Here is a 20,452-nt window from a genome sequence, read left to right as displayed (position 1 = left end):
GAACAACGGCACGTACGGGGATTCGTCCGAATCCCCGTACGTGCCGTGCGCCCGGGATCCGGGGCTACTTGACCTCGTACACCCAGATCAGCGCGTTCGACAGTTCACCGTTCGGGTTCCACTTGTACTGACGCGCGAGGCCGGCACCGTCGTACGTCCGCACATAGTCGAGCAGGTCCGGGCGGGTGACCTTCCCGCCGTCGATGCCCTTGGCCAGGATCGTGGTGAGGTCGTAGGCCTCGACCGAGTAGACGCCCGGCGCCTGACCGTTGAGCGCCTCGTAGTCCTTGGCGAACTTCTCCGGGGCGGGACCGCACGGGCACGACAGCTTCGCACCCTTGGCCGCGCTGCCCGCCTGGGCGACGAACTGCGGGTCGTTGGTGCCGTCGGCGGAGACGAAGACCGCCTTCACGCCGCCGGACTTCAACTGCTGGGCCAGCGGCGCGGCCTCGGAGTAGTAGCCGGAGTAGAAGATGGCGTCCGGATTCGCCGCCGCCACCTTGGTGACCGTCGCGGAGAAGTCCTTGTCGCCCTTCTTGATGCTGGCCGCGCACGCCGGGTCGGCGGCGGCGCCGAGGCCTTCGGTGATGGACTTCGCCAGGCCGGTGCCGTAGTCGGTGTTGTCCTGGATGACGCAGACCTTCTTGTAGCCGGCACTGTTGACCAGGTACTTCGCCACCGAGGGACCCTGCACGTCGTCGTTGGCCAGACCGCGGAAGAAGGTGGTCCAGCCGTTCTGGGTCAGCGTCGCGTTGGTCGCCGACGAAGTGACCGAGACCAGGCCCGCGTCGCTGAGGATCTTGCCGGTCGCCTTCGTCTCACCGGAGAAGGCGGGACCGACCAGGCCGATGATCGAGCGGTCGTTGACGATCTGCGGGATCACCTGGGTGGCCTTCTGCGGGTCTCCCTCGGTGTCGAACTGCTTGAGTTCGATCTTGCAGCCGGGGTTGGCCTTGTTGTGCTTGTCCAGGGCCAGCTTGACGCCGTTGACGATGTTGATGCCGAGCGCGGCGTCGGGGCCGGTCAGCGCGCCCGCCATCGCGATGGCCGTGCCCGGCGCGCAGGTCGCTTTGCCGTCGCCCGCGGGATCGGCCGCTGTTGCCGCGTCGGCCTTCGGCACTTCCTTGCCTTGCTGGTCGACCTGCAGAACCGGCTGGATGGAGAGGCCGCCCGCCCCGCTGGTACCCGAGGAATCCGAACCGCTGCTGGTGGATTTGTCGCTACAACCCGTCAGCACCAGCGCGGCGGCGGCGCCGACGGCCAGAACAGCTCGCGTCGAGCGACTGCGCCATGTCGAACTAAGCACGTTTCACCTCATCTAAGTTCTGTGCTCCCCCGGGATCGCCGAGGAGGCCGACTCACATCAGCCCGGTCAGAACATAGCGTCGGTACGTTAGTTCCGCATCACATTCGGATCATGCGCGCGACATCGTTTCGAATTCTTGTTCACGACTACGTTTCGTTCGCGTAAATTTTCCCGCGAACGGCGCCGTCACTTCGGTGTCAGGTTCTCCAGCACTACCTCGGCGACCGCCTTCATCGTCGTGCGGCGGTCCATTGCGGTGCGCTGAATCCACTTGAACGCCTGCGGCTCCGAAAGGCCCTGCGTCTGCATCAGCACACCCTTGGCACGCTCAACCAGTTTGCGCGTCTCGAGTCGCTCGGCGAGATTCGCGACCTCGCTCTCCAGCGCGGTGATCTCGTGGAAGCGACTGGCGGCCAATTCGATGGCGGGCACCAGATCCGATTTCGTGAACGGCTTCACCAGGTAGGCCATCGCACCCGCGTCACGGGCCCGCTCCACCAGATCGCGCTGGCTGAACGCGGTCAGGATGACCACCGGGGCAACGCGTTTCGACGCGATCTCCGCCGCCGCGTCGATCCCGTCACGGCGGGGCATCTTCACGTCCATGATGACCAGATCGGGCCGGTGCTCGACGGCGAGGTCCACCGCCTGCTGCCCGTCACCCGCCTCGCCGACCACCTGATAGCCCTCTTCGGTCAGCATCTCGACCAGATCCATGCGAATGAGCGCCTCGTCCTCGGCGACGACGACCCGCTTCGCCCCGGCGTCCTTCTTGGTGCCGGCGCCCCCAGCTGCTGTGCTCATAGGTAGACCCCTCTGGTTCCGATGCCCTGTACCCGACCCAACCAAAGGAAAGCCGCGCTCGCACGGGGCGAGCTCCGGCCATCCTTCGGGCTGTCGAGTGATGTAAAGAGTACCTTTCACTTCGGCATAGAACGCATATACCCTGCGCAAACCGCGCCTCCGCGCCGTTCGGGCCAACCCATTTCCGTCCACGCCACCCGACCCGCTATAGTTCCACCCGGTGCGCCGAGTTGGCGGAACTGGCAGACGCGACGGTCTCAAAAACCGTTGTCCGAAAGGACGTGTGGGTTCGAGTCCCACACTCGGCACCAAGGTGGAACGCAATCTCCGCGATTGCCGCTCCCTGATCCCGTCACGCGGCCCCCGCCGAGCGCAAGCGCGGTGCCACACCACGTGATGCCACGGCCACGCCTCCGCCTAAACGTCCGGCACCGTCGGCTGCCGCAGCTTCGGTGGTGGTTGCCGTGCTTCGGCGTCTTCGGCGGTTCTGATCACCTCGCGAAGGGTTTCCCGGGCCTGCGCCAGGTCGGTCGCACGGTGATCGAGCCGGACCAGCTGAGTGCGTAGCTTGTCCAGCACGCCGGGGCAAGGACGCAGAGAGCCCTCGTCCAGAGCGCAGGGCAGCACTTGTCGAACCAAGCGCGTCGACAGGCCCGCGGCCAGTAAGGCCCGGATCTGTCGGACGGTCTGTTCCGCGGTGCGGTCGTAGTCGCGGTAGCCGTTGGCCTGCCGCTGCGGTGTGAGCAAGCCGGCGTGTTCGTAGTAGCGCAGCTGACGTTCGCTGGCGCCGGTGCGTTCGGCCAATTCTCCGATCAACATGCGACGTCACTCCCGATCTCTTGACCTTGCACTGCGTCAACCTTCAACACTGCACCCGCGGCCCTATTCCTCGAACGCCACGGGAGGCATCCCTTGATCATCGACGCGCACAGCCATGTTCACGACCCGGTGCGGACTCATATCGAACTCATGGACGAAGCGGGAGTGGACCGGGCGGTGCTGTTCGCCACACGTCCGCATCCGGAACGGGCGACCGATCTCGTGTCGCTCCGAAACGAGATGAGCGCTTTGACCGCCGCCCTCGACGGGCGTGGGAAAGACGCCGACAGCTACCGCCTGGCGTGGCAGGAACTCGACGCGGCGCTCGCGGCATATCCCGATCGTTTCATCGGCTTCGGCACGGTGCGGCTCGATCTGCCCGCGTCGGAGATCGCCGAGTACGTGTGCCGCGAGGTGGTCGGCCGAGGCCTGCGCGGCATCGGCGAACTGACACCACAGCCCGACAACGCGGCGCGGATCGAACCGGTCCTGCGAGCCGCCGCCGACCACGGGGGTCTTCCGGTGGTGGTCCATGGATTCGCCCCGACCACGGCCCGGGACTTGAGAACTCTGGCGGACCTCGCACGTCGGCATTCGACCGTGCCACTGATCATCAGCCAGATGGGCGGGCTCAACTGGCTGTCGGCCATCGAATTGGTCCGTGAAATTCCGAACGTGTACCTCGATCTGTCCACCGCCAACGTCATATTCGCTGTTCGGCTCGCGATCGACGAGATTCCCGACCGCGCTCTGTTCGGCTCGGACGCTCCCTACGGCGACCCCTTCCTGGCCCGCGCCACGGTGGAACGCGTCACCGCTTCGGGCGAAGTGCGGGAAAGTGTCCTCGGCGGAACCATCGCCCGGCTACTGGAACTCTGACGCCGACCGGTCACTGCGATGGCTACCGCCGACACCCGCCGAAGCCGTGATCGATACGCCCCGGCCACTGTCGCAGCCAACCGTGTACCAGCGGATGGCGATGGGTACTCGACGGCCGGGGCGATATCGCGGATGGCGAGCATGCGTCCTCATCGAACCGATCCGAGTGCCGAATCGTTGTCCCTGTGGCGGCATTCGACATCCGGGGCCAGCGGAGGTATGCAATGCGAGTGAACAGGACCACCGTGGATCTGTCGGAGTATCCGGATCTGGTGGTCATCTATATCGGCATGCGGGTGCGGCGGCCTCGGGGGATGCTACGGCTGCTCGGGCTGGGGCCGAAACTCTATCGCTCGCACAAGGATCGTCCGGACGGGTTGCTGCTGCACGAAGATCTCGTGTGGGCGCTGTTCCCGCCGCATTGGGGCGCACGGCAGTACTGGCGTGATCTCGAGAGCCTCGAAGCCTGGACCCGGACGGCGCCACATCGGGACTGGTGGCGGGAGTTCCTGCGCGACTCCGGCGGCACCGGCTTCTGGCACGAGGCGTACTTCGCTCGTGGCGGCATCGATGCCATGTACGACGACATGGACCCCGCGACAGGACTCGCGCGGTTCGCGCCCGTGGTCGCTTCGCGCGGTCAGCGCTTCTCCACTCGCGGTCGAGTCCAGGGCAGACCGGCCGCGGTCGAGCCCGTGGTGAGCGAAAACGTTTACTACGGCAGCGAATCCGAGTAGCCTGCGCGCGCTGTCATATCACGAAGCAATCACAATGCAGCGTTTGAATGCCTGCGCGCCGGGGTACAGCAAGAAGGAGAATCGAACAGCACCACTCCTCGGAGTGACGTACGTCGCAGGCCAGAGGCCGGAAGCGGCGTACTTCGTGTACGGCGCGCTACGAGCAGATGAATATGTTGTTCCCACATGTGGGACTAACAACTCATGACCTTCTGATAGCCTCTGCGCCGTTTATCGTTATCGGTATGCACGTCTTGTTCGTCTGCAACGGCAACGTTTGCCGTTCGGTGATCGCCGAGCGGCTCACGCGCGCCCTCGCGGTCGAACACGATCTCCCCTACCTCACCGCCGAAAGCGCAGGAACCCGTGCGCTGGTGGGATTTCCCGTCGAGCCACTGGCCGCGCAGACCATCACCGGGCTCGGCGCCGACGCGAGCAACTTCCGGGCACGTCGCCTGAAGCCGGAGCTGGTCGACAAGGCCGACCTGGTGCTCACGATGACCGAGCAGATCCGCGACCAGGTGGTCGACCTGGCCTTCGGCGCCGGAGCGCGCACCTTCACGCTGCTGGAGGCCCATCGCATCGCGCACGTCACCGGCGCGCGTACGGTCGCCGAATTGCACCGGGCCCGCAACGATCTGTCGCTGGTCGGCCGGGAGAACATCGCCGACCCGGTCGGGCTGTCGCCCCAGGCGTTCTGCGAGGTCGGCGACCGCATCGCCGAGGCGCTGGTGCCGCTGCTGCTCGCGCTCGCCCCGCACGAGCAGCCGCGCTGGCCGCACGACGAGCGCCGTGGACTGGTGATCCGCCCCGGCGGCGCACCGGCGCCGCTGGCGACATTCCTCGCCGCCCAACGCACCCGGTGACCGCGGGCGAAAACCGCACGCGACAGCGCACGCAGCCGTCGCGTATCGAACCTGTTATCAACGGGCTGTGTTCATTTCCGCGTCGGACGCACTAAACTCCCGCCGGACAACACTCTCCGCCGTTGCTGGTTCGACACAGGACAGGAATCAGACATGCCGAAACGCATTTCGGATGTTTCGCTCCATGTTTATGTGACACCGGAAACTCTCGAACGCGTCGTCGACACCGTGCGCGAGGTGGTCGACGACCATCTCACCGACCGGGACGTGTTCGCCTGGCGCTTCACCCTGCCGGTCGACGCCGACGACCCGGCCCACGCGGCTCTCGAGAGCCGCTGCCCCGCGGATCCGCCCGGCGACCGCTCGGACCGTCGCGGCACCTACGAGATCGCGCTCAGTCTGGTCGGCGCACCCGACCAGCTGACCGACGACCATATGGCCGCACTGGAACGCCAACTGCTGCAGCGCATCTCAGGGCTGGCGCGAACCGAGCCGGGATCGGATATCCCGGTCTCGATCCGCGCGTCGCAACGCACCGACGTCGATCTCGACATCGATCGCGATCTCGAACTGCTGTAACTCCGGACCTCAGCGCCGCGAGGGGAAGTGGCGGATGAGTCCCTCTTGCACCGTGGTGGCCAGCAGATCGCCGCTGCGGGAGTAGAAGCGGCCGGTCGCCAGGCCACGGGAGCCCGCGGCCACCGGCGATTCGGTGCAGTACAGCGCCCACTCGTCGAAACGGAACGGGCGGTGGAACCAGATCGAGTGGTTGACCGTGGCCGCGACGATGCGGTCAAGACCCCACGACAGCCCGTGGGTGGTGATGATCGAGTCCAGCACCGTGGTGTCGGACGAGTAGCCCAGCGTCGCCACATGGATCAGCGGATCGTCGGGCAGCCTGCCGTCCGCGCGCATCCACACCCGGTTGTGGTTGAGCCGCTCCCCCGTGCCCTTCAGGATCCACGCCGGATCGTTGGTGTAGCGCATGTCGATCGGATGCGGCGCCTTGACGAACATCTCCAGCTTGTCCTCCAAGCCTTCGAAGCTCTCCTCGACCCGCGGCAGCGTCTCCGGGTCCGGCACCTCCGGCTGGGCATGCGCGTGCTCGAGTCCCCTGCCCCAGTCCTGGAACGCGGCGAGCATGACGAACAGCTCCTGGCCGTCCTGGCTGGCGGTGACCGTGCGGTTGGCGAACGCCCGGCCGTCGCGATGACGGTCCACCCGGTACTCGATCGGCTTCTTCACATCGCCGCCGCGCACGAAGTGCGCGTTGACCGCGTGCACCGGCCGGTCGCCGACCGTGCGGCCCGCGGCGATGATCGCCTGCGAGACGAGCTGACCGCCGAAGGTACGGCTCCACACCTTCTCCGGGTGCTGGCCGACGAACACGTCCTCGTCCATCTGCTCGAGATCGAGCAGGGCAAGCAGCACATCCAGGTCGGAACGCTGCGTGCCGTCCGCGACGTCGACGGGGCTGCTCAGGGAAGCACTCACTAATGGTCCTCCTCACCGATTCGGTGAACGTGGATCAGGTTGGTGGAACCGACGGTACCGGGCGGCGACCCGGCGACGATGACCACCAGGTCACCCTTCTGGTATCGGTCCATCGACAAAAGTGCTACATCCACCTGGTGGATCATCGCGTCGGTGCTGCTCACGGTCGGCACGATGAAGGTCTCGGTGCCCCAGGTGAGCGCCAGCTGGCTGCGGACCTCCGGCAGCGGCGTGAACGCCAGCAGCGGCAGCGGGGTGTGCAGGCGGGCCAGGCGGCGCACCGTGTCGCCCGACTGGGTGAACGCGACCAGCGCCTTGGCGTTGAGCCGCTCGCCGATGTCGCGGGCGGCGTAGGAGATCACGCCGCGCTTGGTGCGCGGCACGTGGGTCAGCGGCGGCACCCGGGTCGACTCGGTCTCCACCGCGTGCACGATGCGCGCCATCGTGCGCACCGTCTCGATCGGGTACTTGCCCACCGAGGTCTCGCCCGACAGCATCACCGCGTCGGCGCCGTCGAGCACCGCGTTCGCGACGTCGGAGGCCTCGGCGCGGGTGGGGCGGGAGTTCTCGATCATCGATTCCAGCATCTGCGTGGCGACGATGACCGGCTTGGCGTTCTCGCGGGCCATCTGGATGGCGCGCTTCTGCACGATCGGAACCTGCTCCAGGGGCAGCTCGACACCGAGATCGCCGCGCGCGACCATGACCGCGTCGAAGGCCAGGACGACGGCCTCCAGGTTGTCGATCGCCTCCGGCTTCTCCAGCTTGCCGATCACCGGCACCCGGCGGCCCACCCGGTCCATCACGTCGTGCACGAGCTCGACATCGGACGGGGACCGCACGAACGACAGCGCGATGAAGTCCACGCCGAGCTTCAGCGCGAACTCCAGGTCCTCGATGTCCTTCTCCGAGAGCGCGGGGACCGACACGTCCATGCCCGGCAGCGAGACGCCCTTGTTGTTGGAGACCGGCCCACCCTCGGTGACCCGGCAGACCACGTCGTTGCCATCGACGCGGGTGACGATGAGGCCGACCTTGCCGTCGTCGACCAGCAGGCGATCGCCGGGCTTGGCGTCCTGCGCGAGTTCCTTGTAGGTGGTGGACACGCGGTCGTGGGTCCCGTCGATGTCGTCGACGGTGATGCGGACCTCTTCACCCGTCGCCCAGACGGTCTTGCCTTCCAGGAAGCGGCCGAGGCGGATCTTGGGACCCTGCAGGTCGGCGAGAATGCCGACCGCCCGGCCGAGGTGATCGGAGGCCTGGCGCACCTTCTTGTAGTTCTCGGCATGGTCGGCGTGCTCGCCATGGCTGAAGTTCAGCCGAGCCACGTCCATGCCGCTCTCGACGAGTTCGCGGATACGGTCCTCGGTGGCAGTGGCCGGTCCGAGCGTGCACACAATCTTCGTCCGTCGCATCACGGGTAGAGCCTAGTCCCGCTCGGTGGGCAGGTCCCGCCGTGGCCATGGTGAATCCTTGGTGAAAAAAATGAACGACAGCTCCATAGCAGGTACAAACGGATATTCAGCGAGCGACATGACGGGCCAACCTCGTTTCCAGCCGGGTCTGCCCGAACCCGAGGATCAGGCAGATCACCCAGTAGTACAGCGCCGCGACTCCGTAGAGCGCGAAGAAGTCGAAAGTGGGGGCGGCGGCGAGCTGGGCGACGCGCAGCAGTTCGGTCACCAGGATGGTGGAGGCCAGTGAGGTGTCCTTCACCAAGGAGATCAAGGTGTTCGACAGCGGCGGCACGGCGATGCGCGCGGCCTGCGGCAGGATGACCAGCCGCAGCATCATCGGGTACGACATGCCGAGCGCCTGCGCCGCCTCCCACTGCCCCGTGGCGACGCTCAGGATGGCGGCGCGCACCACCTCGGCCGCGTACCCGCCGACATTGAGGCTGAACGCGATCACCGCGGCGGGAAAGGGGTCTATCACGATGTCGAACTGCGGCAGCGCGTAGAACACAATGAACAGCTGCACCAGCAGCGGTGTGCCGCGAATCAGGGAGATGTAGAAGCGGGCCGCCGCCGACAACGGCCGCACCGGCGACATCCTGGCCAGCGCGACGAACAACGCGAGCGCAAGGCCGATGGCGAAGCTGATGGCGGTGAGCGGAAGGGTCTTGGTGACGGTGGCCTGCAGCATCGGCCACAGGTTGTGCCAGATGAGGTCCCGGGTGGCGGCGTCCATGAACGATGTCGGCTACTGGCTGACGTCTGTCCCGAAATACTTCTCGGAGATCTTCGCCAAGGTGCCGTCGGCGCGCAGCTGGTTCAGCGCGTTGTCCACGTCGGTGATCAGCGCGTCGCCCTTGCGCGCGGCGAACGCCTGCTTGCTCACCGATCCGGTCCGGCCCGCGATCTTCACGCTGGTGTCGCCGGTCTTCTTGGTGTATTCGGCGACGGCGAGATTGTCGTTGACGGTGGCGTCCACGCGGCCGTTCTTCAGCAGCTGGATGGCCTGCACGAAACCTTCGACGGCCTCGACCTTCGCACCCGCGTCGGTGGCGACCTTGCTCCAGTTGCTGGTGGCCGACTGCGCGCAGGTCTTCCCGTTGAGATCGGCGAGGCCGGTGACGGCGTTGTTGTCGGCGCGGGTGACGATCACGCCCGCCGATGTGGTGTAGGGCGCCGACAGCGCGTACTTGACCGTGCGCTCGTCGTTCACGGTCACCTGGTTGGCCACCAGGTCGAAGCGCTTGGATTCCAGACCCGCGAAGATGGCGTCCCACGGAGTCTGCACGAACTCGACCTTCTTGCCGAGCTTGGCACCGACCGCCTGGATCACCTCGACGTCGTAGCCGGTGAGCTTGCCGTCGGAGCCCTGGAAACTGAACGGGGAGTAGGTGCCCTCGGTGCCGACCTTCAGCACATTCGGGTCGGTGTCACCGCACGCGCTCAGTCCGGTGGCGGCGACGATGGCGAGCATGACGGCGGCGAACAGCTTGCGACGCACGGAAATCCTCTCTTCGGTGCGTGGAGCTCCACACACGGCACGCGAGTCCGGTCATGCTACGCCCGGACCCGTGCGCGCGACAGTATCGCGATCACCACGCTCGAAAAGGTTGTGCTCATTGATTTCGCCCGAACGACCGGGAGGCGGGTATCCCCACCTCCCGGCACAGTCGATACCGCGGCGGTCAGTCGCGCAGCGGACGGCCCTGCGAATCGGGAACCTTGCCGACCAAGATCATGACGCCGTCGATGAGACCCCAGATGCCGCCGAGACCACAGGTCAGGATCGTGACCACCAGTTGGGCGATGCCGAGGCCGGTGTACCCCAGGTAGAAACGGCCGACACCGAAACTGCCGAGGAAGATCTGCAGCAGGCCCGCGACCAGCTTCTGCTTGTCCGACAGCGGAACACCGAACGGGTCGCGGCCCCAGGGCGCCTCCGGGTCGTTCGGATTGTAGCCCTGCGGGCCCATCGGGTACGGCGCCTGCGGGTAGCCGCCTGGGTGCTGGCCGTAGCCGACGGGCTGGCCGTACTGCGCCTGCTGGTTGTAGGGGTCCGACGGCGGGCTGTACTGCGGCTGGCTCTGCTCCTCCAGCGGTTTGGTCAGATCAGGGCCGGTGCCCGGCGGACCGTACTGCGGGCCCCCGGCGCCCGGATTCTGCTGGTAAGGGTCGGTCACTCATGTCCTCCTCATTAGTGCGGGCACCCTCTTGTCGGCCCCCGGCCTCACTGGATCGCCGAACCGCGGCTCGTCACGATCACGAGTCATTGTCACCGGGAGCGACCGGGTTGTCGCCCCCGGAGCGTTCGGCGCTACCAATGGTTATCGCGGCGGATCGCCCGATCGTTGCCGCGGAGGAGAGTCGAGGCCGCCCGCGACGGATCGGGCCGTCGCGGCGACCGGCGGCGATCAGCCCTTGTCCGACGCGGCCGTGCCGGAATTCGTTTTCGCCGAACCGTTTTCGGAGCCATCGGGATGTCCGCCCAGCTCGGCAGCGGACGTCCCGGTGTCGGCTGCGTCGGCGGTGGACCCGGCCTTCTCGAATTCGCCGGTACCCGAGGACTTCTCGGTCGGCGCCGCTGCGGCGGCACGCAGCGCGCGGAGCTGCCACGGCCAGGGCCGGGGGCTCGCGCCGGGTTGCAACTGCTCGGGCGTCTCGCGTCCCTTGGTGGCGAACACGAAGTAGGCGATCGCGGCCAGGAACACGAGGGCGGAGGTGAACGAGTTGATCCGGATGCCCGCGATCTTCGTCGCCTCGTCGGCGCGCATCAGTTCGACGAAGAACCGTCCGAAGCAGTAGCCGGCGACGTACAGGGCGAACAGGCGTCCGTGACCGATCCGGAAACGTCGGTCCACGTACACCAGCAGCACGACGACCAGCAGGTTCCACAGCAGCTCGTACAGGAAGGTGGGGTGCACGATCTTTTCGACCACGCCGGTGGAGGCGCCGTTCATCATGTCGAGCTGACCGTCGTCGCCCACCCGCCGGTAGATCTCCAGGCCCCACGGCAGGTCGGTCTCGCGCCCGTAGAGCTCTTGGTTGAAGTAGTTGCCGAGCCTGCCGATGGCCTGCGCCAGCAGGATCGGCGGCGCGACCGCGTCACCCAGAGCGGGCAACGGGATCTTGTATACCCGGCAGCCGATCCACGCTCCGATGCCGCCCAGCAGCACCGCACCCCAGATGCCGAGCCCGCCTTGGTAGATCTTCAGCGCGTCGACCGGGTGCCCGCCCGCGCCGAAGTATTTCTGCCAGTCGGTGGCCACGTGGTAGAGCCTGCCGCCGACCAGGCCGAACGGCACCGCGAACATCGCGACGTCCAGGATCGCGCCGGGCTGGCCGCCGCGAGCGCGCCAGCGCCGTTCGCCCCACCAGATCGCGACGATGATGCCGAGGATGATGCACAGCGCATACGCCCGCAGCGGGAACGGACCGAGCTGCCAGACGCCGCGCGCGGGGCTGGGGAGGTAGGCCAGCACGGCGCCGCTGACGCCGCCGTCGGCCAGGACACTGTCTGCGAGGACTCGTAACGTCACGGGGCCACCGTAGCGGAGATGCTCGACCGGCCCGCCACCACCGCACCGCCCTCGCCGCGTCGGGGTTCGCCGAAGACGCCCAGAGCACGCCCGTGCCGAGCCCGGATCATGGCGATTCGGCGGCTACCGGGTCCGGAGTCCGGAAGTCGGAGCCCGTCGGACGCGCTTCGGAACCGTGCGCTGCGCTGGACTCCGACCGGTTGCTAGGACGCGACGGTCGCCGACCGCACGCCTTCGGCCAGCTCCGCGGTGAGTGCTCGCACCGCGTCCAGCCCTCGGCCCGCCGCGCTCACCAGCGCCGAGCCGACGATGACGCCGTCGGAGTAGGACGCGATCTCGGCGGCCTGCTCGCCCGAGCGGACGCCGAGGCCGACGCCGATCGGGATATCGGAGTGGGCCCGGATCCGCGCGCACAGGGCGGGTGCGGCCGAGGACACCACGTCCCGCGCGCCGGTCACGCCCATGGTCGAGGCCGCGTAGACGAAGCCGCGACTGGCCTCGAGCGTCTTCACCAGGCGTTCCTCGGTGGAGGACGGCGCGACCAGGAAGATGCGGTCCAGGTTGTGCGTGGACGAGGCGATGAACCAGTCGTCGGCCTCTTCCGGAATCAGGTTCGGGGTGATGATGCCCGCGCCGCCCGCGGCGGCCAGATCCCGCGCGAAGCGATCCACGCCGTACTGGAGCACGGGATTCCAGTAGCTCATCACGACGGCCTTGCCCCCGGCTTCGGTGATCGCCTCGACCACCGCGAATACGTCGCGCACCCGCACACCGCCGCGCAGCGCCTGTTCGGCGGCGGCCTGGATGGTCGGGCCGTCCATCACGGGATCGGAGTAGGCGACGCCGACCTCGACGATGTCGCATCCGGCTTCGACCATCGCGCGCACGACCTCGATCGAACCGGCCAGGTCGGGGTAGCCCGCGGGCAGGTAGCCGATCAGTGCCGCGCGGCCCTCGGCTCGGCAAGCGGCGAAGGTGTTCGCCAAGCGGGACTGCTGGCTCACCGGCCCTCCTCCTTCGGCTCGTCGAACAGCCCGAACCACCGCGCTGCCGTGTCCATGTCCTTGTCGCCCCGGCCGGAGAGGTTCACCAGGATGATCGCGCCCTCGCCGAGTTCCTTGCCCAGTTGCAGGGCGCCTGCCACCGCGTGCGCCGACTCGATCGCGGGGATGATGCCCTCCTTGCGACTGAGCAGCAGCAGGGCGTCCATCGCCTCGGTGTCGGTGATCGGCCGGTATTCGGCGCGGCCGACGTCCTTGAGGTAGGCGTGCTCGGGTCCGACGCCCGGATAGTCCAGGCCCGCCGAGATCGAATGCGACTCGATGGTCTGGCCGTCCTCGTCCTGCAGCAGGTACGAGTAGGCGCCCTGGAACGCTCCCGGCGTCCCGCCGGTGAACGTGGCCGCGTGCCTGCCGGTGTCGACGCCGTCACCGGCCGCTTCGTAACCGATCAGCCGGACCTCGGGGTCGTCGAGGAACGCGTGGAAGATGCCGATGGCGTTGGATCCGCCGCCGACGCAGGCGACGACCGCGTCGGGCAACCGGCCGGTGGTGGCTTGCACCTGGGCGCGGGCCTCCAGGCCGATGATGCGCTGGAAATCGCGCACCAGCATCGGGAACGGGTGCGGGCCCGCGGCGGTGCCGAAGCAGTAGTAGGTGTCGTCGGCGTTGGTCACCCAGTCGCGCAGCGCCTCGTTGATGGCGTCCTTGAGCGTCTGCGAACCGGAGGTCACCGAGATCACCTCGGCGCCGAGCAGGCGCATCCTGGCCACGTTGAGCGCTTGGCGCGCGGTGTCGACCGCGCCCATGTAGACGACGCAGTCCAGGCCGAGCAGCGCGCAGGCGGTCGCCGTGGCGACGCCGTGCTGGCCCGCGCCGGTCTCCGCGATCACCCTGGTCTTGCCCATCCGCTTGGCGAGCAGCGCCTGGCCGAGCACATTGTTGATCTTGTGCGAGCCGGTGTGGTTGAGGTCTTCGCGCTTGAGCAGGATGCGGGCGCCGCCCGCCTGCTCGGACAGCCGCTTGCACTCGAACACCGGCGACGGGCGGCCGGTGTAGTCGCGCTGCAGCCGATCGAGTTCGTTGAGGAAGGAGTCGTCGAGCCGGGACTTCTCGTACTCGGCGGTGACCTCCTCGATGACGGCCATCAGCGCTTCCGGCACGTGCCTGCCGCCGTAGACGCCGAAGTGCCCGCCCACGTCGGGCTCGTGGCCGCTGCGCTGGGCGACGCCGTCGCTGGCCTGAGGTACCGCCGCCACGCCGGTCACCGACCCCGCCGTGCCGGCTTCGGGCAGGACGGGTGGGTGCCCGCGGTCACCAGCTCGGAGACCGCCGCGCGGGGGTCGCCACTGGTCACCAGCCCCTCGCCGACGAGCACGGCGTCCGCGCCCGCGCCCGCGTAGGCCAGCAGGTCGGCGGTGCCGCGGATGCCGGACTCGGCGATCCGGATGACCTCGGTGGGCAATCCGGGCGCGATCCGCGCGAACACGTCGCGGTCGACCTCGAGTGTCTTGAGGTTGCGGGCGTTGACGCCGATCACCGACGCGCCCGCCTCCAGCGCGCGGTCGGCCTCCTCCTCGGTGTGCACCTCGACCAGCGCGGTCATGCCCAGCGACTCGGTGCGGTCGATCAGGGAGGACAGCACGTCCTGTTCCAGCGCCGCGACGATCAGCAGGATGACGTCCGCGCCGTGCGCGCGCGCCTCGTGGATCTGGTACGGGCCGACGACGAAGTCCTTGCGCAGGATCGGGATGCTCACCGTGGCGCGGACCGCGTCCAGGTCGTCCAGCGACCCGTTGAAGCGGCGGCCCTCGGTGAGCACGCTGATGATCCGCGCGCCACCGTCCTCGTAGGCCTTGGCCAGACTCGCCGGGTCCGGGATGTCCGCCAGCTCGCCCTTGGACGGACTTGCTCGCTTGACCTCGGCGATCACGCCGATGCCGTCCTCGAGCAGCGCCGCGCGGGCGTCCAGCGGCGCGGGAGCCGCCGCGGCGGCCGCCTTGACCGCCTGGAAGTCCAGCAGGGCTTCCCGAGCGGCCACATCCGCGCGGACCCCGTCGAGAATCGAGTCGAGTACCGTCATCTGGCTCGAATCCTTTCTGGGGAGACGGACTTGCTACCTGAGAATCCCCCCAGGCGCTGTCTCACCGATGCTGTCAAAGAATAAATGGACCTACCGGGCGCGTTCGCGCCGGGGCTGGGGTTGAACCATGCGGAAGGGCTCCGCGCAAGGTGGCACCCGCCACACCCGCCGCGCGGAGACAGCTCAGCGGCCACGTCGGCCCGCCTCGCCGGGGTCGGAATCTTCTGGGGACGCCTGCCCGGCCTGCGGTTCGTCGGTCGGGTCGGTGCCCGCGTCCAGCGCGTCCCACAGCACGCGCTCGGACAGCTGAGGTGCCGACGGGTCGTCCGGGGACTGCGCGCGCCGCTGCGTGACCTCCGCCGTGGCGGCGGCGCGCCGGAAGACCGGGTTGTCGTACTTGCCGGACAGCCGCGCCGTCTCGGCGGGCATGCGGGCCAGCAGAGCGCCCGCGCCGAACGCGGCGACCGCGCCGAGCAGCGCGAGCACGGCGGGGAACGCCGAGGTGGTCGTCGTCTCGACCTGCGCGCGCGCCGGGAGCTCCGCGAGCTTCGCGGCCCGCTCGGCGGTCTTGCCGGAATCGGTCAGCAACGCGAACGCGGGTACCGCGGCCACCGCGGCGACCAACGCGATCAGCACGCCGACCACGCGACGCAACCAGCCCTTGGTGGCCAGCACGGCCGCGATCGAGGCGAGCAGGACCAGCGCCAGCGGTGTCAGCGCGCCGAACCACACGCCGCCGTTCAGATGATCGGTGCGGGGCTGGGTCAGACCGTCCGACGAGGTGACCGTCACCCAGGTCATCCGGGACGACGCCCACAGCGCGGCGGCGGCGAGGGCGAGCAACGCCACTGGAGCGACGGGGTAGTTGCGGCGCGAATGGCCTTCCGCGCTCGCCGATCCGGCCGAGCCGTCGCCCGCTGGAACGGCTTGTGGCCCCGCGGTGTCCGGGGTCGGTTCTCGCGCTCGGTCCGGTTCGTCTCCGGGATGGGCAGCCGTCATCGCGTGCCGCCGTCCGCCGCGCCGGGTTCCGTGCCGTAGGCCCGCACCGTTCCGGCCGCCGCGATCGCCTTGAGCACCGCCATCGCCTTGTTGCGGGACTCCACGTCCTCGTACTCCGGGTCGGAGTCCGCGACGATGCCCGCGCCCGCCTGCACGTAGGCCGTGCCGTCCTTCAGCAGCGCGGTGCGGATGGCGATGGCGGTGTCGGCGTCACCGGCGAAGTCCAGGTACCCGACGACGCCGCCGTAGACGCCACGCCGGGTCGGCTCGAGTTCCTCGATCAGTTCCATCGCGCGCACCTTGGGAGCGCCGGACAGGGTGCCCGCCGGGAAGCACGCCCGCACCGCGTCCAGCGCGATCCGTCCGGGCGCCAACCGGCCCGACACCGTCGACACGAGGTGCATGACATGGCTGTAGCGCTCGATGTGCCGGTACTCGGTGACCCGCACGGTGCCCGGCTCGCACACCCGGCCGAGGTCGTTGCGGCCGAGGTCGACGAGCATGAGGTGCTCGGCGTTCTCCTTCTCGTCGGCGAGCAGGCCCTTCTCCAGCAGCAGGTCCTCCTCCTCGGTGCCGCCGCGCCAGCGGGTGCCCGCGATCGGATGTGTCGTCGCCACACCGTCTTTCACGGTCACCAGCGATTCCGGACTGGAGCCGACGATGGAGAACGCGGTGCCGCCCGCGCCGTCGGGGATGTGCAGCAGGTACATGTAGGGGCTCGGATTCGACGCGCGCAGCATCCGGTACAGATCGATCGGCGCGCCGTCGTAGTCCATCTCGAAACGCTGGGACAGCACCACCTGGAACGCTTCGCCCGCCTCGATCTCCTTGACCAGGCGGCGCACGCCCGCGCCGAACTCCTCGGTGGTGCGCCTGCGCCGGTATCGCGGCTCGGGCCGGTCGAACACCGACACGGTGGAGTCGGCGGGCGCGCCGAGCGCGGCGGTCATCCGGTCCAGCCGGGCCACCGCGTCGTCGTAGGCCTCGTCGACGCGCTCGGCGGTGCCGTTCCAGTTCACCGCGTTGGCGATCAGCGTGATCGCGCCCTCGTGGTGGTCGAACGCGGCCAGATCGGTGGCGAGCAGCAGCACCATCTCCGGCAGTCGCAGATCGTCCAGCGCCAGGGCGGGCAGCCGCTCGATCCGGCGCACCGCGTCGTAGCCGAGGTAGCCGACCATGCCGCCGGTCAGCGGCGGCAGCCCGGGCAGCCGCTCGGTGCGCAGCAGCTCCAGCGTCTCGCGCAGCGCGACCAGCGGATCGCCGCCGGAGGGCGCGTCGGCCGGGACATTGCCCAGCCAGGCCGCCTCGCCGTCCACGACGGTCAGCGCCGAGGGGCTGCCCGCGCCGATGAACGACCAGCGCGACCACGACCGGCCGTTCTCCGCGGACTCGAACAGGAAGGTGCCCGCCCGGTCGGCCGCGAGTTTGCGGTAGGCCGACAGCGGAGTCTCCGAGTCCGCCAGTACCTTTCGGGTGACCGGGACCACCCGGTGCTCCGCGGCCAGCTGATGGAACTGCTCGCGGGTCGTGGTGGTGGGAGTGGACGCGCCTGCCATGTACTCATCATCCCAGGCCGGACCGACCGGCGATTGAGCGGTGCCGCCGACGCGGCGACCCGGCGCGACAAACCCGACAAATCAGGTCGACCGTCCGGTTCCCACGCGGTCGCCGAAGGTGTGGCGAGGCTCACTACACTCGCGGCGTTCCACGTCGCATGCGGTATCCATCTCGAGAGGAGACAACTGATGTACCCCTCGCAATCGGTAGCGCCCGAGGGTTCTCGGCACATCCCGAACCACAGCGTCCCGCGCCTGCACGCCCCGCGCACCGGGGGCACGAGTCATCCGGCCTACCAGCAAAGCGCCCCGGCCAACGCGCTCGCGTCCTTCGTCACCTACGTCAAAGCACTGGAGTCCCTCGACAAGAACCGCTTCCCCGACGAATACGCCGTCCACAGCGACCGCATCAAAGAGCTGAGGCCGTTCCTGCGGGCCCACGGCATCCTCGATGTGATGGCGATCAAGAACCCTGAGGTGGCGGCGCTCATCGGCGCGTAGCCGCCCTGCCCCTCGGCTCGTGCCCGATGACCGGCGCCGCGATCGGATCGCGGACAGCGCACGGCGGGCACGAGCACCAGGTCCGGCGCGCACGAAATACCCGATTCGACCGACCGCGCGGTAGTGTTCCCGGGTATGCAGCAAGGACAGCTCGCCCCTGATTTCGAGCTTCCCGATCAATCCGGTACTCCCCGCTCGCTCGACGCGCTGCTGGCGGACGGCCCTCTGGTCCTCTTCTTCTATCCCGCGGCGAACACGCCCGTCTGCACGGCCGAGGCCTGTCACTTCCGCGACCTCTCCGCCGAATTCGCCGCACTCGGCGCCACCTGTGTCGGCATCAGCACCGACAACGTGGACACCCAGGCCGGGTTCGCCGAGAAACAGCGCCTCGGCTACCCGTTGCTCTCCGACGCCGACGGCGCCGTCGCCGCGAAGTTCGGCGTCAAGCGCGGGCTGCTGGGCAAACTCGCACCGGTGAAGCGGCAAACGTTCGTCATCGACACCGACCGCACCATCCGCAAGATCATCACCGGCGAGCTGCGCGCAGCCGTCCACGCCGACGAAGCGCTGAACTACCTGCGCAACCGGTAGACGAGCGCTGCCGGGCAAGCCCTTCGCATGGCCACAGACAGCGAAGGCCGGAGGTACGTAAAGAGCGCGCGGCCGCAGCGAACGCGGAGGTACGCACAGAGCGCACGGCCGCAGCGAAGGCGGAGGTACGTAAGAGCGCGCGCCGTGACCGCTTCCCGATGACGGCGCGGCCTAGGCTGGACGCATGACTTCGACCGACGTGCAGCCGGGCGAGCGCAAACCCGCGGCAGCCGTCTGGCGCACGCGGATCATCGTCGGCGCGGCGATTCTCGCGGTGCTGGTCGTCTCGTACTTCGTCCTATCCGCGTTCGTCCCGCGCTGGTGGGCGCAGCGGGTCGGGTCGATGGTGCACGGAAGCTTCGCCAAGGGCATCGGCTGGGGGCTGTTCTACGGCGGATTCTGCACCGTCGTCACGCTTTTCCTGCTGCTGTTCGCCGTGCTGGTGTGGCGGCGTAAGGCAGGCAGGTTCCTGGCCGGAGCGGCCGCGGTGGTCGCGATCCTGTGCGCCATCCCCAACCTGATGACGCTGACCATCGTGCTGGGCAGCAGCAGTGCCGCCCACGCGGGTCAGCGGATCTTGGATGTCGACGCGCCCGCCTTCCGTGGCGCCGCGCTCACGGGCGCCGTCATCGCGACGCTGTTGTTCCTCGTCGCCGTGGCGCTGTTGCTGCTGCGCAGGTGGCGGCGCACCCACCCGCCGAAACCGAAGGCCGAGGACACGCCGCCGCGCCACGTGTGAGTGAACTCACGTCATGCGGCATCTTTATGACGGTCGAGCGAAGTCGTGGCAAACTCAATGTCGCGGGTGACTGTGCACAAGATTTTCGACAATCACTAGGACAACGAACAAAACCACGTCACTTGGCTTGAAAGAAGGCACACAGTGACGAAGTGGCTCGACCCGGTCGAACAACGCGCGTGGCGTGCGATCGTGGCGCTGATGACGCGGCTGCCAGGAGCCCTGGACACCCAGCTGCAGCGCGAGTCCGGCGTGACGCATTTCGAGTACTGGGTACTGACGCTGCTGTCGGAGGAACCGGGCCATCGCCTGCAGATGAGTGAGCTTGCCCACAAGGCAAATGCATCGCTATCGCGGTTGTCGCATGTGGTGTCCAAATTGGAGCGCATGGGCTGGGCACAGCGTTCGGCGACGGCGGGGCGGCGCGGCGTGCACGCGGTACTCACCGACGACGGGTACCTGAAGGTCGTCGAGGCCGCACCGGGATATCTGGAAGCCGTGCGGCACTTGGTCTTCGACGGCTTGGACGAGGCGCAGAAGGCACAGGTCGCCGAACTCGGCGAACTGCTGGCCGAGCGGCTGGCCGACGCACTCGACCGGCTCGGCGAACTCACGCCCGCGAGCCGGGACGACCAGCAACCGAACGGCTCCTGAACGTACCTTCGCCTTCACTGCGGCCATGCGCGGGCGGAGGACGAACGACGTCCGACAGCGCCCATTCGGGGCATCCCCGGTTCAGGATCGCGCGGCCAGGAGCACGTCCGAGTCGAAGCAGGTGTGCGTGCCGGTGTGGCAGGCCGCGCCTTCTTGGTCGACGATCAGCAGGATCGTGTCGCCGTCGCAGTCGAGTCGTACTTCGTGCACGTATTGGGTGTGGCCGGAAGTCTCCCCCTTGACCCAGTACTGCCGACGGGAACGCGAATAGTACGTGGCCTTACGGGTTTCCAGCGTGCGCGCCAGCGCCTCGTCGTCCATCCACGCGACCATCAGCACGTCACCGGTGGCGCGTTCCTGCGCGACGGCCGAGACCAATCCGGCGTCGTTGCGCTTGAGACGGGCGGCGATGGCGGGGTCGAGACTCATAGCACCG

The 20,452-nt window shown here is 68.3% G+C and carries 23 protein-coding genes and 1 tRNA gene; 9 read left to right on the top strand and 15 right to left on the bottom strand.

The features are described 5' to 3' along the window. Nucleotides 1-64 precede the first annotated feature (64 nt). Together ACIA5H_RS26575 and ACIA5H_RS26570 are read right to left on the bottom strand one after the other, a co-directional pair. Entirely contained in the window at nucleotides 65-1,306 is a 1,242-nt protein-coding gene (locus tag ACIA5H_RS26575) for a branched-chain amino acid ABC transporter substrate-binding protein (protein WP_379255589.1), read from the bottom strand. 186 nt (nucleotides 1,307-1,492) lie between these two features. After that, entirely contained in the window at nucleotides 1,493-2,110 is a 618-nt protein-coding gene (locus ACIA5H_RS26570; protein ID WP_039797267.1) for an ANTAR domain-containing response regulator, read from the bottom strand. A 224-nt stretch (nucleotides 2,111-2,334) separates the two neighbouring features. On the opposite strand from ACIA5H_RS26570, the gene ACIA5H_RS26565 reads away from it, so the two are divergent. After that, nucleotides 2,335-2,421, top strand: a tRNA-Leu gene (locus ACIA5H_RS26565). A 106-nt stretch (nucleotides 2,422-2,527) separates the two neighbouring features. Here the strand turns inward: ACIA5H_RS26565 and ACIA5H_RS26560 are convergent. Next, a complete protein-coding gene (locus ACIA5H_RS26560) occupies nucleotides 2,528-2,929 on the bottom strand; it encodes a MerR family transcriptional regulator (RefSeq protein ID WP_397078044.1) in 402 nt (133 codons plus the stop codon). Nucleotides 2,930-3,022: 93 nt separating this feature from the next. On the opposite strand from ACIA5H_RS26560, the gene ACIA5H_RS26555 reads away from it, so the two are divergent. From ACIA5H_RS26555 to ACIA5H_RS26540, 4 genes are all read left to right on the top strand, one after another. After that, nucleotides 3,023-3,808 (top strand): amidohydrolase family protein, encoded by a 786-nt coding sequence (locus ACIA5H_RS26555; protein WP_397078042.1) that lies wholly within the window; start codon nucleotides 3,023-3,025, stop codon nucleotides 3,806-3,808. Nucleotides 3,809-4,032: 224 nt separating this feature from the next. After that, nucleotides 4,033-4,545, top strand: coding sequence for a monooxygenase family protein (locus ACIA5H_RS26550; protein ID WP_397078040.1), 513 nt, complete (start codon nucleotides 4,033-4,035; stop codon nucleotides 4,543-4,545). Nucleotides 4,546-4,790: 245 nt separating this feature from the next. Then, nucleotides 4,791-5,411, top strand: a complete 621-nt coding sequence (locus ACIA5H_RS26545; RefSeq protein ID WP_355078252.1) for a low molecular weight phosphatase family protein — start codon at nucleotides 4,791-4,793, stop codon at nucleotides 5,409-5,411. Nucleotides 5,412-5,564: 153 nt separating this feature from the next. After that, nucleotides 5,565-5,990 carry a hypothetical protein gene (locus ACIA5H_RS26540; protein WP_379255594.1) on the top strand — a complete coding sequence of 142 codons (426 nt, stop codon included), beginning with the start codon at nucleotides 5,565-5,567 and terminating at the stop codon, nucleotides 5,988-5,990. Between the two features lie 9 nt (nucleotides 5,991-5,999). Here the strand turns inward: ACIA5H_RS26540 and ACIA5H_RS26535 are convergent, their stop codons facing one another. The 11 genes from ACIA5H_RS26535 to ACIA5H_RS26485 all read right to left on the bottom strand — a co-directional run bounded on the left by ACIA5H_RS26535 (nucleotide 6,000) and on the right by ACIA5H_RS26485 (nucleotide 17,531). Further along, nucleotides 6,000-6,812 (bottom strand): acyl-CoA thioesterase II, encoded by an 813-nt coding sequence (locus tag ACIA5H_RS26535; RefSeq protein WP_355078346.1) that lies wholly within the window; start codon nucleotides 6,810-6,812, stop codon nucleotides 6,000-6,002. Nucleotides 6,813-6,904: 92 nt separating this feature from the next. After that, entirely contained in the window at nucleotides 6,905-8,323 is a 1,419-nt protein-coding gene (pyk, locus tag ACIA5H_RS26530) for a pyruvate kinase (RefSeq protein ID WP_355078254.1), read from the bottom strand. A 103-nt stretch (nucleotides 8,324-8,426) separates the two neighbouring features. Further along, nucleotides 8,427-9,095, bottom strand: coding sequence for an amino acid ABC transporter permease (locus tag ACIA5H_RS26525; RefSeq protein WP_355078255.1), 669 nt, complete (start codon nucleotides 9,093-9,095; stop codon nucleotides 8,427-8,429). A 12-nt stretch (nucleotides 9,096-9,107) separates the two neighbouring features. Next, nucleotides 9,108-9,833 (bottom strand): amino acid ABC transporter substrate-binding protein, encoded by a 726-nt coding sequence (locus ACIA5H_RS26520; protein ID WP_355078347.1) that lies wholly within the window; start codon nucleotides 9,831-9,833, stop codon nucleotides 9,108-9,110. 211 nt (nucleotides 9,834-10,044) lie between these two features. Further along, nucleotides 10,045-10,539, bottom strand: coding sequence for an NINE protein (locus ACIA5H_RS26515; RefSeq protein WP_397078036.1), 495 nt, complete (start codon nucleotides 10,537-10,539; stop codon nucleotides 10,045-10,047). Between the two features lie 231 nt (nucleotides 10,540-10,770). Beyond that, entirely contained in the window at nucleotides 10,771-11,895 is a 1,125-nt protein-coding gene (gene lgt / locus ACIA5H_RS26510) for a prolipoprotein diacylglyceryl transferase (RefSeq protein WP_379255598.1), read from the bottom strand. Nucleotides 11,896-12,098: 203 nt separating this feature from the next. Further along, a complete protein-coding gene (gene trpA, locus ACIA5H_RS26505; protein WP_355078258.1) occupies nucleotides 12,099-12,899 on the bottom strand; it encodes a tryptophan synthase subunit alpha in 801 nt (266 codons plus the stop codon). Continuing rightward, entirely contained in the window at nucleotides 12,896-14,161 is a 1,266-nt protein-coding gene (gene trpB / locus ACIA5H_RS26500; RefSeq protein ID WP_397078033.1) for a tryptophan synthase subunit beta, read from the bottom strand. The genes trpA and trpB overlap by 4 nt, the downstream gene beginning before the upstream one ends. Further along, nucleotides 14,158-14,976 (bottom strand): indole-3-glycerol phosphate synthase TrpC, encoded by an 819-nt coding sequence (gene trpC / locus ACIA5H_RS26495; protein WP_039797261.1) that lies wholly within the window; start codon nucleotides 14,974-14,976, stop codon nucleotides 14,158-14,160. Before trpC ends, trpB begins: the two co-directional genes overlap by 4 nt. Nucleotides 14,977-15,159: 183 nt before the next feature. Further along, nucleotides 15,160-15,975, bottom strand: coding sequence for a TIGR02234 family membrane protein (locus tag ACIA5H_RS26490; RefSeq protein ID WP_397078031.1), 816 nt, complete (start codon nucleotides 15,973-15,975; stop codon nucleotides 15,160-15,162). After that, a complete protein-coding gene (locus tag ACIA5H_RS26485; RefSeq protein WP_379255604.1) occupies nucleotides 15,972-17,531 on the bottom strand; it encodes an anthranilate synthase component I in 1,560 nt (519 codons plus the stop codon). The genes ACIA5H_RS26490 and ACIA5H_RS26485 overlap by 4 nt, the downstream gene beginning before the upstream one ends. Nucleotides 17,532-17,720: 189 nt before the next feature. Here ACIA5H_RS26485 and ACIA5H_RS26480 point away from each other — a divergent pair, with 189 nt between their 5' ends. The 4 genes from ACIA5H_RS26480 to ACIA5H_RS26465 all read left to right on the top strand — a co-directional run bounded on the left by ACIA5H_RS26480 (nucleotide 17,721) and on the right by ACIA5H_RS26465 (nucleotide 20,016). After that, complete coding sequence (locus ACIA5H_RS26480) at nucleotides 17,721-18,032, top strand: hypothetical protein (protein ID WP_379255605.1); 312 nt, start codon at nucleotides 17,721-17,723, stop codon at nucleotides 18,030-18,032. A 135-nt stretch (nucleotides 18,033-18,167) separates the two neighbouring features. Continuing rightward, the gene (locus ACIA5H_RS26475; RefSeq protein ID WP_397078028.1) at nucleotides 18,168-18,623 is read left to right on the top strand and encodes a peroxiredoxin; all 456 of its coding nucleotides are present in this window, start codon (nucleotides 18,168-18,170) and stop codon (nucleotides 18,621-18,623) included. A gap of 184 nt (nucleotides 18,624-18,807) precedes the next feature. Further along, on the top strand, nucleotides 18,808-19,362 hold the full coding sequence (locus ACIA5H_RS26470; RefSeq protein ID WP_379255607.1) for a permease: 555 nt from the start codon (nucleotides 18,808-18,810) through the stop codon (nucleotides 19,360-19,362). Between the two features lie 201 nt (nucleotides 19,363-19,563). Beyond that, nucleotides 19,564-20,016: a MarR family transcriptional regulator gene (locus ACIA5H_RS26465; protein WP_356967890.1), complete on the top strand. Its 453-nt coding sequence runs from the start codon at nucleotides 19,564-19,566 to the stop codon at nucleotides 20,014-20,016. Between the two features lie 81 nt (nucleotides 20,017-20,097). Here the strand turns inward: ACIA5H_RS26465 and hisI are convergent, their stop codons facing one another. Then, entirely contained in the window at nucleotides 20,098-20,445 is a 348-nt protein-coding gene (hisI, locus tag ACIA5H_RS26460; RefSeq protein ID WP_195082714.1) for a phosphoribosyl-AMP cyclohydrolase, read from the bottom strand. Nucleotides 20,446-20,452: the final 7 nt, after the last annotated feature.

The organism is Nocardia sp. NPDC051900 (genome assembly GCF_044452545.1).
GTDB lineage: Bacteria > Actinomycetota > Actinomycetes > Mycobacteriales > Mycobacteriaceae > Nocardia > Nocardia sichangensis.
Note: the sequence above shows the minus strand (reverse complement) of the source record. Positions and strands in the feature narration are given on the sequence as shown.

Excerpts from the sequence above, each read along its gene's own strand:
- ACIA5H_RS26570 (WP_039797267.1), bottom strand. The coding sequence starts at position 2,110 with ATGAGCACAGCAGCTGGGGGCGCCGGCACCAAGAAGGACGCCGGGGCG.
- ACIA5H_RS26560 (WP_397078044.1), bottom strand. The coding sequence starts at position 2,929 with ATGTTGATCGGAGAATTGGCCGAACGCACCGGCGCCAGCGAACGTCAG.
- ACIA5H_RS26550 (WP_397078040.1), top strand. The coding sequence starts at position 4,033 with ATGCGAGTGAACAGGACCACCGTGGATCTGTCGGAGTATCCGGATCTG.
- ACIA5H_RS26545 (WP_355078252.1), top strand. The coding sequence starts at position 4,791 with ATGCACGTCTTGTTCGTCTGCAACGGCAACGTTTGCCGTTCGGTGATC.
- ACIA5H_RS26540 (WP_379255594.1), top strand. The coding sequence starts at position 5,565 with ATGCCGAAACGCATTTCGGATGTTTCGCTCCATGTTTATGTGACACCG.
- ACIA5H_RS26535 (WP_355078346.1), bottom strand. The coding sequence starts at position 6,812 with ATGGACGAGGACGTGTTCGTCGGCCAGCACCCGGAGAAGGTGTGGAGC.
- ACIA5H_RS26525 (WP_355078255.1), bottom strand. The coding sequence starts at position 9,095 with ATGGACGCCGCCACCCGGGACCTCATCTGGCACAACCTGTGGCCGATG.
- ACIA5H_RS26520 (WP_355078347.1), bottom strand. The coding sequence starts at position 9,833 with ATGCTCGCCATCGTCGCCGCCACCGGACTGAGCGCGTGCGGTGACACC.
- trpC (WP_039797261.1), bottom strand. The coding sequence starts at position 14,976 with ATGACGGTACTCGACTCGATTCTCGACGGGGTCCGCGCGGATGTGGCC.
- ACIA5H_RS26490 (WP_397078031.1), bottom strand. The coding sequence starts at position 15,975 with ATGACGGCTGCCCATCCCGGAGACGAACCGGACCGAGCGCGAGAACCG.
- ACIA5H_RS26485 (WP_379255604.1), bottom strand. The coding sequence starts at position 17,531 with ATGGCAGGCGCGTCCACTCCCACCACCACGACCCGCGAGCAGTTCCAT.
- ACIA5H_RS26480 (WP_379255605.1), top strand. The coding sequence starts at position 17,721 with ATGTACCCCTCGCAATCGGTAGCGCCCGAGGGTTCTCGGCACATCCCG.
- ACIA5H_RS26475 (WP_397078028.1), top strand. The coding sequence starts at position 18,168 with ATGCAGCAAGGACAGCTCGCCCCTGATTTCGAGCTTCCCGATCAATCC.
- ACIA5H_RS26470 (WP_379255607.1), top strand. The coding sequence starts at position 18,808 with ATGACTTCGACCGACGTGCAGCCGGGCGAGCGCAAACCCGCGGCAGCC.
- ACIA5H_RS26465 (WP_356967890.1), top strand. The coding sequence starts at position 19,564 with ATGACGCGGCTGCCAGGAGCCCTGGACACCCAGCTGCAGCGCGAGTCC.
- hisI (WP_195082714.1), bottom strand. The coding sequence starts at position 20,445 with ATGAGTCTCGACCCCGCCATCGCCGCCCGTCTCAAGCGCAACGACGCC.